Annotated in this window: 14 protein-coding genes; all 14 read right to left on the bottom strand. The window is 37.8% G+C overall.

Going from position 1 to position 17784, the window contains the following annotated elements:
- Positions 1-133: 133 nt before the first annotated feature.
- Complete coding sequence (gene ftsZ, locus ACFFIX_RS07055; protein WP_378931998.1) at positions 134-1270, bottom strand: cell division protein FtsZ; 1137 nt, start codon at positions 1268-1270, stop codon at positions 134-136.
- A 44-nt stretch (positions 1271-1314) separates the two neighbouring features.
- Entirely contained in the window at positions 1315-2598 is a 1284-nt protein-coding gene (gene ftsA, locus ACFFIX_RS07050) for a cell division protein FtsA (protein WP_378931996.1), read from the bottom strand.
- Between the two features lie 185 nt (positions 2599-2783).
- Complete coding sequence (locus ACFFIX_RS07045; RefSeq protein ID WP_378931994.1) at positions 2784-3146, bottom strand: small basic family protein; 363 nt, start codon at positions 3144-3146, stop codon at positions 2784-2786.
- 1 nt (position 3147) lies between these two features.
- Positions 3148-3876 (bottom strand): DUF881 domain-containing protein, encoded by a 729-nt coding sequence (locus ACFFIX_RS07040; protein ID WP_378931993.1) that lies wholly within the window; start codon positions 3874-3876, stop codon positions 3148-3150.
- A gap of 24 nt (positions 3877-3900) precedes the next feature.
- Positions 3901-4605 (bottom strand): DUF881 domain-containing protein, encoded by a 705-nt coding sequence (locus ACFFIX_RS07035; RefSeq protein WP_378932418.1) that lies wholly within the window; start codon positions 4603-4605, stop codon positions 3901-3903.
- The gene (locus ACFFIX_RS07030) at positions 4595-5392 is read right to left on the bottom strand and encodes a cell division protein FtsQ/DivIB (protein ID WP_378931992.1); all 798 of its coding nucleotides are present in this window, start codon (positions 5390-5392) and stop codon (positions 4595-4597) included. Before ACFFIX_RS07030 ends, ACFFIX_RS07035 begins: the two co-directional genes overlap by 11 nt.
- A 231-nt stretch (positions 5393-5623) precedes the next feature.
- A complete protein-coding gene (gene murB / locus ACFFIX_RS07025; RefSeq protein WP_378931991.1) occupies positions 5624-6535 on the bottom strand; it encodes a UDP-N-acetylmuramate dehydrogenase in 912 nt (303 codons plus the stop codon).
- 259 nt (positions 6536-6794) lie between these two features.
- Complete coding sequence (murG, locus tag ACFFIX_RS07020; RefSeq protein WP_378931990.1) at positions 6795-7889, bottom strand: undecaprenyldiphospho-muramoylpentapeptide beta-N-acetylglucosaminyltransferase; 1095 nt, start codon at positions 7887-7889, stop codon at positions 6795-6797.
- A 203-nt stretch (positions 7890-8092) separates the two neighbouring features.
- Positions 8093-9193 (bottom strand): stage V sporulation protein E, encoded by a 1101-nt coding sequence (gene spoVE / locus ACFFIX_RS07015; RefSeq protein ID WP_378931989.1) that lies wholly within the window; start codon positions 9191-9193, stop codon positions 8093-8095.
- A gap of 81 nt (positions 9194-9274) precedes the next feature.
- The gene (gene murD / locus ACFFIX_RS07010) at positions 9275-10624 is read right to left on the bottom strand and encodes a UDP-N-acetylmuramoyl-L-alanine--D-glutamate ligase (protein WP_378931987.1); all 1350 of its coding nucleotides are present in this window, start codon (positions 10622-10624) and stop codon (positions 9275-9277) included.
- The gene (gene mraY, locus ACFFIX_RS07005; RefSeq protein ID WP_378931985.1) at positions 10625-11599 is read right to left on the bottom strand and encodes a phospho-N-acetylmuramoyl-pentapeptide-transferase; all 975 of its coding nucleotides are present in this window, start codon (positions 11597-11599) and stop codon (positions 10625-10627) included.
- 80 nt (positions 11600-11679) lie between these two features.
- Positions 11680-13209: a UDP-N-acetylmuramoyl-L-alanyl-D-glutamate--2,6-diaminopimelate ligase gene (locus ACFFIX_RS07000; RefSeq protein ID WP_378932416.1), complete on the bottom strand. Its 1530-nt coding sequence runs from the start codon at positions 13207-13209 to the stop codon at positions 11680-11682.
- A 266-nt stretch (positions 13210-13475) separates the two neighbouring features.
- Positions 13476-15416: a stage V sporulation protein D gene (locus ACFFIX_RS06995; protein WP_378931984.1), complete on the bottom strand. Its 1941-nt coding sequence runs from the start codon at positions 15414-15416 to the stop codon at positions 13476-13478.
- A 155-nt stretch (positions 15417-15571) separates the two neighbouring features.
- Complete coding sequence (locus ACFFIX_RS06990; protein ID WP_378931982.1) at positions 15572-17779, bottom strand: penicillin-binding protein; 2208 nt, start codon at positions 17777-17779, stop codon at positions 15572-15574.
- Positions 17780-17784 lie beyond the last annotated feature (5 nt).

Here is a 17784-nt window from a genome sequence, read left to right as displayed (position 1 = left end):
TCCTCTGTCTCATTGACTGCACTTGCACGTCCTGTGCGTCGGAGCTTGATTCAGTAACGCACACAAAATCTTAAATTAAATACTTTCCGATTCAAGAAAAAAAAGGTATGGTCATGGACCATACCTTTTTACATTATCTACGCTTATTTCGGTTTCTTAAGAAAGTTGGGATGTCTAGTGTATCTTCTGCTTGTTGAACAGCACGATTTGTCATTTCTTGAACAGGCTCTTCTCTTTTCACTTCGCGTTTTGGCTGTGTAGTTGGTTTAGTAGCTGCACCAGCGAACGGACGTGAAGGTTTTATAGGATTTACTTCCTGTTCATTAAATCCTGTAGCGATAACTGTAACAATGATTTCATCTTTAAGATTTTCGTTGATTACCGAGCCAAAAATCATATTAACATCTTGATCAGATGCAGTTGCAACAATATCAGCTGCTTCTTGAACTTCGTATAAACTTAAGTTCGACCCACCAGTAATATTCATAAGAACGCCTTGAGCACCGTCGATTGATGTTTCAAGTAGCGGACTTGAGATTGCCTTTTTCGCGGCTTCTGTTGCTCTGCTTTCACCAGTTGCAACACCAATACCCATCAGTGCAGAACCTTTATTCGACATAATTGTCTTTACATCAGCAAAATCAAGGTTAATTAACCCTGGAGTGGCAATAAGGTCGGAAATACCTTGTACCCCTTGTCTTAGGACATTATCTGCCTCACGGAATGCTTCTAGCATCGGTGTATTTTTGTCAACGATTTCCAACAATCGATCATTAGGAATGACAATTAATGTATCAATTCCTTCCTTCATAGAGGAAATCCCGCCAGCTGCTTGCATTGCTCGCTTACGGCCTTCAAATGTAAAAGGACGTGTTACCACTCCAACTGTTAGAGCGCCTAAATCTTTGGCAATTTGAGAAATAACAGGGGCTGCTCCAGTACCCGTTCCGCCGCCCATTCCAGCTGTAACGAATACCATATCAGCGCCTCTTAACACTTCTTCAATTTGCTCTTTGCTTTCTTCTGCAGCCTTTTTTCCTACTTCTGGGTTTGCCCCTGCACCTAGTCCGCGAGTAAGCTTTGAGCCTATTTGCATTTTTGTTTCGGCTTTTGATAAATTTAGAGCTTGGGCATCAGTGTTAACAGCAATAAATTCAACACCTTTTACACCATGCTCGATCATACGATTAACAGCGTTGTTACCTCCGCCACCGACTCCAATTACTTTAATAGTTGCTAAGCCGTCTATATTTGATTCAAACTCCAACATACGAAATCCTCCTAATCCATCAAATGACCCTTAATGATGTATACCTATTCAAAGAAGTAGCCAAAGAATTTTTTTACTTTATTTATTTTTTTCTCACCTTGTTGTTGGGGTGGTTTAGTACGTTGTTGCTGAGGTTCTTGAGCAGCAGCTACCTCTAGTGCATTTACTGAAACATTCGAACTTATTTTTCTACCTTGTATTTTTGCATTTTTATGTGCAAATTGAATTAATCCAACACCAGTCATATATTTAGGCTCTCTTACACCAATATAGTCTGGACTCGCGATTCGTATGTTGTTTTGAAATACAACTTGAGCTAATTCTAACACTCCAGGCATACTAACGGTCCCACCAGTTAAAACAATACCACCTGGCAAGTCGCGTACACCAAGTCGTCCGATCTCATGATGAATGAGTTCAAACATTTCTTCTAAACGAGCCTCAATTATGTCGGAAATCTCTAATTGATTAAACGTTTGTTTTTGATCAGAACCAATAATTGTCACCTCAAAAACTTCATCCTCTGAGGCGTGATTATAATAGGCATGTCCATATTTCACTTTAATTCGTTCAGCTTCTTCAGTTGAAGTACGAAGACCAATGGATAGATCTTTCGTAATATGTTCACCACCTATTGGGAGAACACTAATTGAAATAAGATGATTTTGTTCAAAAATGGCAATCGTTGTAGAACCACCACCCATTTCAATTAAAGCAACTCCTAAGTTCTTCTCATCTTTAGATAATGCAACAGAACCTGAAGCAAGTGGTTGAAGGCAAATGTCTGTAATTTCTAGCCCAGCACGTTCTACACAACGAAGAAGATTATGTAGGATTGTTTTTGATCCAGTGATAATCGTTCCTTCCATTTCAAGGCGAACACCTAGCATACCACGTGGATCATTGATTTCATCGAGTCCATCTACAATAAATTGTCTTGGGATAACATCAATAATTTCTCGTTCTGGAGGAATCGAAACAACCTGGGCAGCCTCAATTACTCTTCTAACATCTTCATTTGCAATTTCGCGATTATCGCTTGATACAGCTACAACTCCATGACATTCTTGAAGTTGTACATGGTTACCAGTTACCCCTACAACCACTCGCTTAAGAGGCACACCAACCATACGTTCAGCTTGTTCAACTGCTTTCTTTATAGAATGAACGGTTTCATCTATATCGACGATAGAACCTTTTCTTAATCCTTCTGATTTAACGTTTCCAACACCAATAATGTTTAAAGCATCATTAGCCATTTCACCAATAATAACTTTAACACTGGATGTACCGATGTCAAGACTCACGAATATTTCATTGTTGTTCATTCTATGGCACCTCCTTACCAATCCATCATTTCTAAATTTAATTTTATGTGTTTAAGTGCAACAATACAATGAAACTATTATTACATGTTTGTAACAATAAGATTTTTGGGATCTTCTAAATTTTTGCTTGATTTTCGTTATATAAGTGTTTATTCGTCAAATCCTTGATTATCCCTTTTAAAAAATCAACTTTTTTTTAGAATTTCTCTTGATTCACTCCATTTTGAGATAAGAATTCTCCTTATAACCGCAATGTTTTGAAATAATCTTACTCCAAAAGCAAAAACGGCTACTAGATACAAGTCTACACCAAGATGAACACCGAGAAAAGCTAAACTTGCAGCAAGTAAGATATTGAAGAAAAAACCTGAGACAAATACCATTTCATCGTATATGTTTTGCAAAAATGCCCGTATCCCACCAAACAAGGTATCTAATGCGGCAAGAATTGCTATAGATAGATAATTAGCATACTCAGGCGGAATCCTGAACTCAGATAACAACCCAAGAGCAATCCCAAGTATAAGACCAAGTATTGGAAGCCACATTTTATTTTCCTCCTTCGTCGGAATCTAATGGCTTCATGTTTTTCACGCGTATTGTATCTTCATATCCAGATATCGTAAGTTCACTTAATGGCTCCGATACTTTTAAGCTTAAGTTATCAATCGCAAAATCTTCATCAGTTGTTGATGCATTCATCCGATTATATATTTTATCGGCATCTTCAGCGATAATTTTAATTTCAAGTGGAAAACGATTTAGGCTAAAATTATCCATTTTAGTTTCCCCATTTATATCTCTAATTACCGTGGTATTTATGTATCTACGACCGGCAATGGCTATGTGTTCAGCATCGTAGGAGTTAAGCTCATTTATTAGTCGTTTTAACAAATCAGGTGATACATTTTCGATTTTCGTTCCGAGTAGCTCTTCGTCAAACAAGCGATCAATTGTAATAATAATACCCGTTCCAGTTACATCTGTTAATCCAGCTTCTTCTTTAAGAGTTAACAATGTATCTTTTAGAGCAATCTCAGGGTTTTGGTTATTTTCAATCGTATAAGTTTCTATAATTTGATCGTATTTACGAATTTCAGTTAGCAGGTCCATTTGTAACTGTTGTTCTCTCTTTAAATCTTCTCGCAGTTGCCACATATCACGAGTATCTCGTACTTCAGGTTCTTGAATGGATTGATATTGAATGGCTAACATTAAACCAAAAACCGCTGTTAATATCGAAAAACTTAGTCCCTTTTTCCAATTTGTATCCTTCAATTCAACCACCTATCTACTTTCCATTTAAGATGTGGGTTTTTTATCTTGTAAAAGGGGATCCATTTTTACTTCGTCCTTCTCCTCTACGGTTACGATTATGTTGTCATAAACTAATTGATCTGTTACCCCACCTGCAATATTTATAGCAGGAATAAGCACGCCCGGATTTCCAATGGCGGAAATGACGAATGGAGCAGGATATTGGTTTCCGTCAACTGTAACGACTGGACCATTACAATAGATATACGAATCTCTAGCCAATCTTTGTCCATTAATTGAAATTGCGTTAGCACCTGAAATATATAATTCATTAATTACATTAAATAGGTGGCTTTCATGGACAATGTAATTATTCACATTTTCTCCATCAGGAATATAAGATGCATCTTCAAGAGTTATTTGTACACCCTTTCCGACAACACCAACGTCTCCTACGTACATACGGAATTTTTCCACATCTTCAACAAGATTAAAATACACTTGCTTTTCATCTTTTAAATTTTCTTCAACTTTTGTAACTGCTTCCTGCGTATCAAACAGTTCTTGTTGCAATTCTCTATTTCTTTCTTCTTGTTTAATTAAAAGACTTCTTGTTTCGTATTCTTTTTTCCATTGTTCTGATGAGATGCTGCTCGTTGGTCTTTGTTCTTTTGTAAGTTGATAGGAAAATGAAATTAAAAACCCCAGCACAAGAAGAACAAGGGACAAAATGACATACTTACCTTTCAGTTTCATCCTGCTCTTCATTTTCTTCCTCCTGATCTGTATTCGGTGTCTGATTGTAAGCTTCAAAATACGAACCCACCTCTAGATGGATGACACCTTTAACATCAGGTTCAAGCTGTCCAACAATTGAAGGATAGGCAGACATTTTTTTTGAAAACGATCTTACAGATGCACTTACTTCATAACCGTCATTCATATATAAAGTAATGTGCCATGGATCAGTTTTTCCAGGTGTGTGATGAATCTCAGAAATAGAATTTGCTATACTTTTGGGTACCTTTATTAATTCACTTGCCATTACCTGAATCTGGTCATCATTCTGCCAATTAACCATTATTGGTGCATCGGTTGGATACGTTTCCTTAGCATCTGCAAGAACTTGTCCATTTTCTAATATTGGTGAAAAAGCCCCACTCTTTTCTATATACGCGACTCTTTTATATTCGACAATGTTTAGAACAACAGAGTTCGGGAACTTTCTTTCGAGTGTAACATCTTTTATTTCTTGATGGTTCTTTATTGATTTTTTGATGGTTTCTTCACTAAGATTCCACATGCCGGTTTTTTCATCAATATCGCTAAATTCAATAATTGTGTCCGAGTTAACGTGTTGATTTCCCTTAACTTGAACACTTGCTACTTTACTTAATGGAGATTGGAAATAAATCACGAGGAATATAAGTATAAAAAAAACCGAAAGAAAGAGTATCATTCTACGATTAGATTTCTGTTTTCGTTGTTGCTGTAATTTAGGTATGCGGTCTTCTAACGAAACTACTTTTTTCTCCAATCACATTCACCCCACCCTAGAACATCTATTCTAGGCAAATCAATACATGTTTACCTTACTTTTAAAGACATTGATTCTTTCATTTGTTAATAAAAATAAACGGCAGACTCGGATGCCGTTTTATGTTACAACCTGTCATACTTCTCATTATCTAACTGTAGTAATCAGATCTTTTTGCAACTACATTACAGAGTAATTATAGCACAATAAAAGGAAATTTTGGGTAGCAAATTACGAATTCCGACCGATTATTTCAACTTCAGTCTCAATTTTCACTTGATATTTTTTATAAATTGTATCTTTTACGTATTGAATTAAGTCGAGGACATCCTGTGCCTTTGCATTCCCTGCATTGACAATAAAGTTCCCATGCATCTCTGAGATTTTTGCTCCCCCAATTTGATAGCCTTTTAAATTAGCGTCTTCGATCAGTTGACCAGCGTAATTTGGAAGAGGGTTTCGGAAAATACTCCCAGCGCAAGGATAATTCCAAGGCTGTGTTTCTCTCCGGTAATCTTTATTTTTTTGCATTTCTGCTACAATTTCTTCTTTTGTTCCAGTCTTCAATGCTAATACGGCTTCTAAACATATACCTGGTCGTTTCTTTTGTAGCACAGAAGTACGATAAGAAAACTCCATCTCTTCGTTCGATAACCATTCCATCGATCCGTCTTCAAAAAGGATCCGTGCTTTTACTAACACTTTAGACATATCTGATCCATGTGCACCCGCGTTCATGTAAACTGCACCACCTAATGACCCAGGAATGCCGCTTGCAAATTCCAAACCAGATAACCCCTTTTTACTAATCATCGTTGAAAGTTTTACTAAAGAATAGCCTCCACCTACTGTGATCGTGTCCTCTTCAACCAGCAATGAATCGAGACCTGTCCCTAGCTTTATAACTACTCCTTCTATTCCTTCGTCTGAAACGAGTAGGTTTGACCCTCTACCAATCGCTCTCCACTTTGCTCCGTTCTTTTTGACAATCGAGAGCGTTTTAGATAATGAATCTAAGTCTTGAGGCTCAACTAAAAGATCGGCTGGTCCACCTATCTTTATTGTAGTGTGCTTCGCTAACGGTTCATTTTCAATTACCTTTCCTACTTCAGCATCTTGTAAATCAGCAGTTAACTTATTCATGACAACCTCCTTATTTTGATACTTTCTAAGTTGATGGAGACAAAAGCGCAAGCGCCTTGGTCAGCACCTTCAATTTATAATCGTCTTATGAACTCGAGGGGATAGGCGCTGGAGCTGGATGCCGAAACGCTATCTCGGTAATTTGAGATGCTTATTTATCCTTTAAAAGATGTCACAACTTTCGTTTATTACCCTGATCGAAATACTTTTAAACGACAATTTAATAGGATAGTTTATGCTTTAGCTTTCAACTAGGACATTATCTGTTAGTAATCTTCTTCATTAAGTTATAAAGTCTAGCTGCCGCATCGGGAATACCTAATTTAGTAGATGCTTGTTTCATTCTACCTAGCTTAATATCATCTAATAAAATGGTATCGATTGTGGTTTCTAATTCTGATCCAGTTAATCCTTGTTCCAATAACATGATTGCTGCATCATGGTCACTTAGTGAGCGTGCATTTTTTTCTTGATGATTGGCCGTTACATATGGGCTTGGAATCAGAATACTTGGTAGTCCAAGCGCGGTAATTTCAGCAAGTGTGGTTGCTCCCGCTCTAGAAACAATTAAATCAATAGCAGAAAGTACTTCATGCATATTATGTATAAATGGTTTAACGATGACATTACTAGGAAGACCGACTTTTTCTACTTCTCTCATAACTGAATCAAAATGAACCTCGCCTGTTACATACACCACTTGATAGTTTTTATCTTTAATTGTTGGAAGCATTTCAAGAACAGCGTTGTTAATCGCTTTCGCTCCACGACTTCCTCCAAAAATTAACACAGATTTTTTATCATGCTGAAGCCCTAGTGTATCTTTTCCTTTTAAGCGGTCATGACCTAGCACCTCTGATGCACGTGGGTTTCCAGTTAAAACAACTTTGTCGTTTGGAAAAAAAGAAGCTGCATCTTTAAAGCAGATCGCCACTTTATCCACGTATTTCGCTAGGAATTTATTCGTTAAACCCGGAAGACTGTTTTGTTCATGGATAATTGTTGGTATTTTCAACTTTGCTGCTGCATAGACAACTGGTCCACACACATAGCCACCAGTACCAATCACAACATCTGGGTTAAATTCTTTTAAATACTTCTTACTCTTCTGAACGCCGTTAATAAAGCGCATAACTGTTTTAACATTATCCATAGAGAGCTTTCTTTTAAAGCCTGTTATTTCAATCGATTGAAAAGGAATACCTGCTCGTGTCACAATTCCTTTTTCTAAACCTTTCTCAGTGCCAATATATAAAAATTCGACAGTGTCGTCATTTTTTTTAATTTCATTTATTAAGGCAAGAGCCGGGTAGATGTGACCACCTGTTCCTCCACCACTCACAACAACTTTCACATATACTCCCCCTATAGAATTAGCTTAGCAAGCTTAATAAATCCTGCTAGCAATAGTCGTTTTTCAGACCAGGGTATTTCATTTTTCACAGATAAACAGTATTGACCCTGTTATATGATCAACAGGGTCAATACTTCATATTATAACGGAAAAACAAGCATGATCGATACTTTAATTTAGTAAAAATGATTAAAAGTAATTATCTAATACCGAGAATACCGGCTTATATTTAGCAATACCCCTATCGCCATCAGCATAAGCGTCAAGGATGACCCTCCATAACTTAAGAAAGGCAGGGTGATCCCTGTAACTGGCATAAGTCCTGTTACAACACCGACGTTAATCATGACTTGAATGGCGACCATTGAAATGATCCCGATTGCTAAAAAGCTACCATACAAATCTGGTGCTCCAAGGGCAATTCGGACTCCTCGCCAAAGTAATAAGCTAAAAAGTAAAAGCACCAAGGACCCTCCGATAAATCCTAATTCCTCCGCTAAAATGGCAAAGATAAAATCGGTTTGTGGCTCAGGTAGATAAAAGAACTTTTGTCGACTTTGACCAAGCCCAAGACCAAACAGTCCACCAGGACCTATCGCGTATAATGATTGAATGATTTGAAACCCACTTCCTAGAGGATCTTCCCAAGGATCTAGAAAAGAAGTGATTCGTTTTATTCGATAGGGTGCTGATAAAACAAGCGCTACAAAGCCTGCCACACCGAGTAATGCTAGCCCTGCAAAGTGGCTAATTCTTGCACCTGCTACAAAAATCATTACGATACAAGTACCAACCATAACGGTACCAGTTCCGAGATCTGGTTGTAACATGATGATTCCAAATGCGGCGAAGACCAATGCTAGCGATGGAACTAATCCCTTTTTGAAAGAAGTGATTTTCTTCTGATTTTCTGCTAAAAACTTCGCAAGAAAGGCAATCATCGCGAGCTTCATAAATTCAGAAGGCTGTATGGAAAATGCCCCTACGCCAATCCAGCTTCGCGATCCGTTTCTTTCCATTCCGATTCCAGGAATTAAGACAGCAATTAAGAGAAAGAAACAGATGATAATCAACATCTTTGCCCATGATCTCCATGTCCAATAATCCACATTCATTAAAAAAAACATTGCAATTACGCCGACACCAGCAAACAACAGCTGACGTTTTGCAAAGAAAAAGGAATCTTCAAATTTATACGTTGCCCACACCGCACTGGCGCTATAAACCATGATAAGGCCAACAGTTAAGAGTAGTAACGTAAGTATGACTAAAACGAAGTCTGGTGTAGACTTTTTTGCTGTCACCGCTATAACACCCCAGTACCATGTATTAAAGGCTTTTATGCGTATTGCCCTGCAAAAATTGACTGCAAGATGTACGAGCCCTTATTTAAGGTTATGCACGGCGTTTATAAAAATGTCTCCTCTTTGTTCAAATGTTTTATATTGATCCCAGCTTGCACACGCTGGGGAAAGTAGGATAACATCTCCTTCGTTAGAAGAGCTAAACGCAGCGTTAACCGCTTGTTCCACATTATCGACACGTTTAACTACTTCTATTCCTGCCTCCGCAGCAATACGTTCAAGCTTAGGGGCTGTTTGCCCAAACGTAATCACTGCTTTTACATTTTGTAAAAAAGGGATTAGTTCATCAAATTCATTTCCTCGATCAAGTCCACCCGCAAGCAAGATGGTCGGAACCTTGAATGCTTGCAGCGCTTTGCTTGTAGCTAATATATTCGTAGCTTTCGAATCGTTATAAAATCTTCTTTCCTTAATAGAATCAACATATTGAAGGCGATGTTTTACACCTGTAAAAGTTGTGAGAACTTTTGTAATAGCTCCATTTGATACTCCTCTCATCTTGACAGCAGCAATGGATGCTAAAATATTCTCTAAATTATGCTTTCCTGGTAATACGACATCGTTTAAAGATACAACCATTTCATCATTGAACCAGATGTGATTATCTTTAATATACGCTCCATTTTCTAGCACTCTAGAGGTCGAAAAATAAACTTTAGTAGCATCTGAAGCTTCAGCAAGATGACAGACTTCTGAATCCTCAAGATTCACAATCCCGACATCACCTGAACGTTGATTTTTATAAATCAACCCTTTTGCTCTTATATACTCATCTTTCGTACCATGATAGTCTAGGTGTGCTTCAAACAAATTGAGAATGAGCGCAATCTTCGGCTTGAATTCGATTGTTCCGAGTAATTGGAATGAAGACAGCTCCATGACAATAACTGAATCAGCTGGAGCCTTCTGTGCAACTTCACTGGCGACTGTTCCAATATTTCCAGCAATTAAAGCTTTTTTTCCGTCGGCGATTAACATTTCATGTATTAAGGTTGTTGTCGTTGTTTTTCCATTCGAACCAGTGATGGCAATAATATCTGCTTCTGAGACTTTGTATGCTACTTCTACTTCTGTAATGATCGGAATCTCTAGTTTAACTGCCTCCTGCAAGAGTGGATTGGAATATGGAATTCCAGGGTTTTTCACAATCAAGTCAGTGTTTTCAAGTAAGTAGCTTGGATGACTACCACAAATTACCTTCATCCCTAACTTCTCAAGCTCTACTGCAGATGGATTCTCTTCTTTTGGTTTCATGTCATTTACCGTGACATTTGCCCCTAATGTTTGCAATAATTTAGCGACCGCTAAGCCGCTTTTTGCCAATCCAAGCACTAAGACATTTTTATGTACGTAATCGTTCGTTTTCTTCACTTATAACCACACCTCAATATAGATTCCAAGGACTGCAAATAGCAAACCTACCGACCAGAATGTAACGACAACACGCCACTCAGACCATCCGACTAATTCATAATGATGGTGAAGCGGGCTCATTTTAAAGATTCTTTTCCCAGTTGTTTTGAACGAAATCACTTGAAGGATAACTGATAGTGTTTCAATAACAAAAACGCCTCCAATTAACACAAGCATGATTTCTAATTTTGTTAAAATAGCAACTGTTACAATCGCTCCACCTAGAGCAAGTGACCCCGTGTCACCCATAAAAACTTTTGCAGGATGGGCATTGAAGACTAAAAAGCCTAACACTGCCCCGACTACAGCAACTGAGAAAATCGCAACATCATATTGTGATTGATTCCATGCTAAAACTGCAAATGCCCCAAATGCGATAGCAGCAGTTCCTGAAAGAAGTCCATCTAAACCGTCTGTTAAATTTACTGCATTAGATCCCCCAACTAGCATAAAGACAACAAGAATCACATAACCCCAGCCAAGGTCAAAAGAAAATTCAGTTCCCGGGACTACAATCTCAGTGGAAAAACCATATTGTGTATAAACTAAATAAAAAATAGCTGCGATCATAATCTGACCTAGTAATTTCTGTTTAGATGTTAAACCAAGATTTCGCTTCATCACCACTTTAATAAAATCATCGAGAAATCCTAATAAACCATATCCCAGTGTCACAAAAAGCAACAAATACATTTCAACGCTGAGCTCTGAAAATTTCCCGGTCATCACAAGCGTTGTAATGATAATTGAAAAAATGATCATTACTCCTCCCATTGTAGGAGTACCGGATTTTTTTTGATGTGATTTTGGTCCTTCTTCACGAATACTTTGCCCGAATTTCAATCTTCTTAGGAATGGAATAAAGACAGGAGAGAGTAATACACTGATTAAAAAGCCCATCATGATTGTAAATAAGATCACTTGTTCTATCATGCTATTCCCGCCCTTCTCTTACTAGCATGAATTTTACGGAATAATCATATGATAGTAATTTTAGATTATGTTTTTGTGCTTTATAGTATTTCATTATTATCAACTTCTCTTTCTGTTCCTATATTACTTATCTTTATGTTGTCCTTTGAAACTAATTCCCTAATTGCTTTAACTGCAATTTCTCGGTCATCAAAATCAAACGTTTCATTGCCTATTTGCTGATACGTTTCATGTCCTTTGCCTGCTATAAGAACAACATCGCCCTTTCTAGCATTCGCGACTGCAAAAAAGATCGCCTGTTCTCGATTCACGATTGAATGATAATATTTCCCAGTTACCCCTTTTTCCATATCACCTAAAATGGACATCGGGTCTTCACTACGTGGATTATCAGATGTAAAAATAGGTTCATTACTATATTTAGTTGCAATTTCAGCCATAAGAGGTCTTTTCGTTTTATCACGATCTCCCCCACAACCTACCACTGAAAAAACCTTACCTTCAGCAAACTGTCTTATTGTCAATAAAACATTTTCAAGACTATCTGGTGTATGAGCATAATCTACAATAACAGTGAAGTTCTGACCGGCGTCAACCACCTCAAATCGGCCTCGTACACCTTCCATTTCTTCAATCGCAGCGATTATTGTATGTAAGTCAATTTTAGAAACCAGAGTAGCTGATACTGCAGCTAAAATATTATAAATACTGAATTTTCCTACCATGTTGATATGGACGGTTTTCGTATCAAGAGGAGTAACTAAGTCAAATTTCGTCCCACGAGCAGTCATCACGATGTTTTTAGCCATTACATCTGCAGTATGATCAATACCATAAGTAAAAACTTTTGCAGATGTCATTTTTATAAACTCTTCAGTTGCACGTTCATCTGAATTTAAAACGGCGTACTTGGCTTTGTCATGGTGAAATGTATTGCCTAATTGTGCAAAAAGTAAGCCCTTTGCAAATTGATAAGCTTCCATTGTTTCATGATAATCAAGATGATCTTGAGTTAAATTGGTGAAAACAGCAACGTCAAAATCACAGCCGTGGATGCGTCCCTGATGTAATGCATGAGATGAAACCTCCATCATTGCATGAGTTACCCCTTTGTCTAGCATTTCCTTAAAGGTTCTATGTAGAGTTAAGCTTTCAGGTGTTGTATTTTTAACGCTATATTGCTCTTCGTCTATTTTTATGTACATCGTTCCAATAAGCCCCGTCTTTTTAGAAGCTTTGTTTATTATTTTTTCAATAATATGTGTCGTTGTTGTTTTTCCATTTGTTCCAGTAACTCCGATTAAATGGAGAGCTTGAGTAGGTTGGCCGTAGAACACATCTGCTAAAACAGCCATGGCTCTTTTGGTGTCCTTTACAATAATAACTGGTACACTCACATCGAGTGGCTTTTCTGAAAGTATTGCTGCTGCACCCTTAAGTACTGCTTGATGAGCATAATCGTGTCCATCAACCGTAAATCCGTTAATACAGATAAATAAACTACCCTCTTTTACAACACGCGAATCCATTTCAATTGAATTAATTTCAGGATTAGCATCAATTTGTAATGAAAGTTCATGCAAATATGTAAGTAAAGCTTCTAGCTTCATCTTCACCAAATCCTCTCACCTATCTCGGTTTATGTGAAGAACTCTTGATTGTCTTCATCATTTTTTAAACGTACAGTTCTTATTCTAGCTTAATTAAGAAAAAAGAGCTATAAAAGCTTGTTTGAAAATACGATTATCCACCTTACTTTTCTCTAAAAAGATGTATTTTGCTCACTCAACTTTGTTATTATCTGCAAAAAAACAAAAGAAGCGTGACATCGCTCGCGAAAAATAGCAAATGCCATGCTTATTTTTGTTGAATCCTTTTAGTCCTCTTTGCTCTTCGTCTTATCTTCACCAAGATATAAGCGTAGTGTTGAACCTTCTTTCACTTTTACCCCTTCAGCAGGAGATTGTTGAACAACAACTTCTCCTTCTCCAGCAACATCAAGTTTCAAGTTAACCATTTGCTCAATGATCTCATGTTTTGACAACCCTAAAACATTCGGTACTTCGACTAATTTTGTGTCCAACCACCGGTATTCTTTTTCAAGCTGGCCCTTGCGTGGTTTTACACCTAATTCTGGTAAACTATCTCTCATAATGTTCCCAACAATTGGTACCGCGACTGTTCCACCGAATTGGGTTATTCCTTTAGGATTATCAACTGCAACATACACAACAATTTGCGGATCATCAGCTGGTGCAAAACCTACAAATGAAACAATGTGGTTATTCTTCATATACACGCCATCTTTTACTTTTTGTGCTGTTCCCGTTTTTCCACCTACACGATAACCATCTACAAATGCATTCCGACCAGATCCTTTTGCAACAACACTTTCTAATGCATAACGGATTTCTTTTGAGGTTTCTTCTGAAATGACCTTTCTTTTCGCTTCTGGAGTTCGTCTACTAATTACTTCTCCAGTTATAGGATCCAACCATTCTTTTGCAATAAATGGTGTGTATAGAGTACCCCCGTTTACCGCAGCCGACACTGCTGCGACTTGCTGAATAGGTGTGACGGATACACCTTGACCAAAAGCTGTTGTTGCTTGCTCAAGTGGTCCGACTCGATCTATGTTAAACAAGATCCCTTTACCTTCCCCTTGAAGATCAATCCCTGTTTTCTCCCCAAAACCAAAGTTCTTAATATACTTAAAAAGCGTTTCTTTTCCCAGACGATCACCTAATTCAACAAATCCAGGGTTACATGAGTTTTGGACTACCTCTAGAAAGGTTTGATGACCATGTCCACCTTTCTTCCAACATCTCAGTCTAGTACCAGACACTTCAACAGATCCTTTGTCAGTGAATGTGTCTTTTTGTAAATTAACCTTTTGTTCCTCTAATGCCGCAGCTAAAGTAATAATTTTAAAAGTGGATCCAGGCTCGTACGTACTCCAAACAGGTAAATTACGATTGAAAACCTTTGAATCAACCTCTTGAAAATTAGCAGGATCAAAGTCTGGTCGACTCGACATTGCCAATATTTCACCGTTTTTAGGGTTCATCGCAATCGCAATAATTGCATCAGGGTTATACATAGCTTCGGCATTCTCCAATTCACGCTCTAGGATTGTTTGAACACGTGAATCAATCGTAAGTTTTAAATTCATCCCATCAACAGGAGCTGTATAATCATCTGCTTCATCTGGCATTCTCTTGCCTTTAGCATCCGAATAAAATTTCACGTATCCCTTTTCACCTTGAAGTTGTTTGTCATAATAAGACTCTAAACCTAGTAATCCTTGATTATCGATACCTGCGAAACCAAGCACGTGCGACAAATAACTGCCAAATGGGTAGTGTCGTTTTGAATCCTCTGCTATGTAAACTCCTTTTAAATCGAGTGCTCGTACTTCTTTTGCTTTTTCATGGGTTATTTTACGACCTTCTCCATCAATTCGTTGTATGGAAACCGACTTTGTAAGATACTCATATGCTTTTTCCTTTGACATATTAAGAATTCCAGCTAGTTTCTCAGCAGTGTCTGCGGGATCTTTCACTTGCCGTGGCACTACATAAATCGTTGGGGCACTCTTATTCGTTGCAAGCTCCACACCATTTCGATCTAAAATTTCACCACGCTCAGGTTCAAACGGAATATTCCGGCTCCATAAATCTTTCGCCCCTGCAGTTAATGTGTTACCTAAGAAAAATTGAACATATCCTAAACGGATGTCAATAATTAAAAAAATTAAGAAACCAAACAGTAAGGTAACAGCTAATCTCTTTCTAACGGTTACATTTGAAACCCGCATATACTCATACTCCCCCTTGATTAGGCTCGTTCAAATATATGCTTGTACACTTCCAAATAGAACAAGTAAAAAGGGACAGGCAAGATCATACCTTCTTTCAATATCTATACAGAAAAAATGCCCCGACTTATATCAAGGGCACTCACGATTTTCATTTACTCAGTCTCAGACTCAGCTTTGTCTTCTTGTTTTTGTGAATTTTCATCTCTCTCAGTGGTCTGCATGGTAATGTTCAAAACATCACCTTTTTTCAACTGAGTATCCTTTGTTATCGATTGTTTTACTACATATCCATGTCCAGAATACTTCACTTCCAAATCAAGAAGTGCTGATAGTTTCATTACATCTCGTTTAGACCAACCTATTAGATCAGGGATTTTAATAGAATCTGACGTTTGGACAAGAACCCGTTCATTTGCAATAATACTTGTCCCTTTGTCAGGAAATTGAGAAATAACTTCCTGGCCATTTCCTAAAATGGTTACCTTTAAATTCAAGGATTCTAGTTGTTTTGTTACATCTCCAACTTTATTCCCAACGTATGAGGCTAATTCTTCGCCTTGTTTCGTTTCGGTTTGTTTTGTTTTCTTCTCTATTTCCTCTGACGGCTGAATGTGAAGATATTGAAGACTATTTTTCATTACCGTATTAAATACCATTGAAACAGGCGTAGATCCTGCTTTTCCTTTGAGCTTTGGCTTTTGAACAGCGACGTAGACTAGAAGTTCAGGATTCTCTTTTGGTGCCATTCCCAGGAAGGAGAAAACGTGATTGTCTGCACCTGTTAAGTAACCGCCTTTAGGATTTGCTATTTGAGCTGTACCTGATTTACCCGCTACTTCATACCCTTCGATACGGTAAGGTTTTCCTGTCCCTTTTTCAGAGCTCACAACTGTTTCCAAAATATTAAGCACTTCTTTTGAAGTATTTTCAGATATTGGTTGTCCAATAACTTCTGGTTTTTGTTGTTTAACGACTTCGTTATCATCTGTATCGACTATTTTGTCAATAACATAAGGCTTCATCATTTTTCCACCGTTTGCAATCGCTGTAGCGGCTTGAATTTGTTGAATCGGTGTAATCGCAATACTTTGTCCAAAAGCAGTGGATATTTTGTCACCTTCTGTTTTGAAGTTGATGGTACTTCCGGCTTCATTAGGTAAATCAATTCCTGTTTTTTCTTGAAAACCAAATTTGTTAAAGTACTGGTACAATCGATCAGTACCAAGCTTTTCTTTTGCAATGATTGAAAATGCAACATTCGACGATCGCTGTACACCCTCATTATACGTAATAGGGCCCCAGCCTGTTTTATTGTGATCCCTGATTATTCTAGGTCCAACAGTGAAAGACCCCGACAAAAAGGTGTCATTGCCATTATAAACCCCTTCTTCGATCGCAGCTGCTAATGTAAAGATTTTCATTGTGGACCCTGGTTCAAAAGGATACGCTACTGCATCATTGTAGTAGTAGCCAATATCTCGTGTGTTAGGATCAAAGCCTGGTCGTTGACCCATCGCAAGGATTTTACCCGTTTTAGGATCTGCAACAATTCCAATAATCTTCTCTGGTTCATATTCCTTTACAACTTGATTCATAGCATCTTCTAAAAACGTTTGGATTTTTTGGTCAATCGTTAAATAGACGTCTGAACCGTTTTTCGGTGGCGTTATCTCTTCATTACCGTTAGGAAGTTTCCATCGATAACGATCTTGCTCGTACTTTAAAAATCCATCTTCTTCAACTAGGTATTTCTCAAGACTTTTTTCGATTCCCATCATACCTTTGGTAACTCCGTCTTCGTCTTGTTTTTGAGCATAACCAATTAAGTGTGAAGCAAAGACACCATTAGGGTAAAAACGTTTAGTATCACGCATAAACCCTATTCCTGGTAATTTTAAATCGGCAATCTTTTGTTTAATGGAGTGACTAATATCGCGACCAGCTGAACCAAACTCCACTTGTTTTGCCTCTTTTGTTAAGATTTTTTCGACTTCGCTAACTTCCATCTCGAGAAGTGGCGCAAGCTTTTGAGCTGTTTCCTGGGGATCCACTACATGTTGCGGGTTATCAGCATCTGTTGTTAATGTATCGTCAAGAACTGCTCTAACAGTATAAGACGACGTATCCTCGGCAATGACTTCACCACGGCGGTCTAGGATAGAGCCTCTGTTAGCTTCAATTGTCCTCTGATTTTCGTATTGTTGCTCAGCCTTTGCCGCTAAAGCTTCTCCATGAACCGTCCCTGTAGCTTGTATATAGAAAAAACGTGCAATTAAGATAAAAAAGAGCAATGCAAATATTAAAGATAATAATGCTGCTCCTCTGTTCATATTTGTATTTTTTTTTGTTAGATTAGACATCCTAA

Origin of the sequence: Metabacillus herbersteinensis (assembly GCF_042433335.1) — a bacterium.
Lineage (GTDB): Bacteria > Bacillota > Bacilli > Bacillales > Bacillaceae > Metabacillus > Metabacillus herbersteinensis.
The sequence above is the reverse complement of the archived record's forward strand: the minus strand, read 5'-3'. Positions and strand labels throughout refer to the sequence as shown.

Excerpts from the sequence above, each read along its gene's own strand:
- ftsZ (WP_378931998.1), bottom strand. The coding sequence starts at position 1,270 with ATGTTGGAGTTTGAATCAAATATAGACGGCTTAGCAACTATTAAAGTA.
- ftsA (WP_378931996.1), bottom strand. The coding sequence starts at position 2,598 with ATGAACAACAATGAAATATTCGTGAGTCTTGACATCGGTACATCCAGT.
- ACFFIX_RS07045 (WP_378931994.1), bottom strand. The coding sequence starts at position 3,146 with ATGTGGCTTCCAATACTTGGTCTTATACTTGGGATTGCTCTTGGGTTG.
- murB (WP_378931991.1), bottom strand. The coding sequence starts at position 6,535 with ATGAATAAGTTAACTGCTGATTTACAAGATGCTGAAGTAGGAAAGGTA.
- mraY (WP_378931985.1), bottom strand. The coding sequence starts at position 11,599 with ATGATAGAACAAGTGATCTTATTTACAATCATGATGGGCTTTTTAATC.
- ACFFIX_RS07000 (WP_378932416.1), bottom strand. The coding sequence starts at position 13,209 with ATGAAGCTAGAAGCTTTACTTACATATTTGCATGAACTTTCATTACAA.
- ACFFIX_RS06995 (WP_378931984.1), bottom strand. The coding sequence starts at position 15,416 with ATGCGGGTTTCAAATGTAACCGTTAGAAAGAGATTAGCTGTTACCTTA.
- ACFFIX_RS06990 (WP_378931982.1), bottom strand. The coding sequence starts at position 17,779 with ATGTCTAATCTAACAAAAAAAAATACAAATATGAACAGAGGAGCAGCA.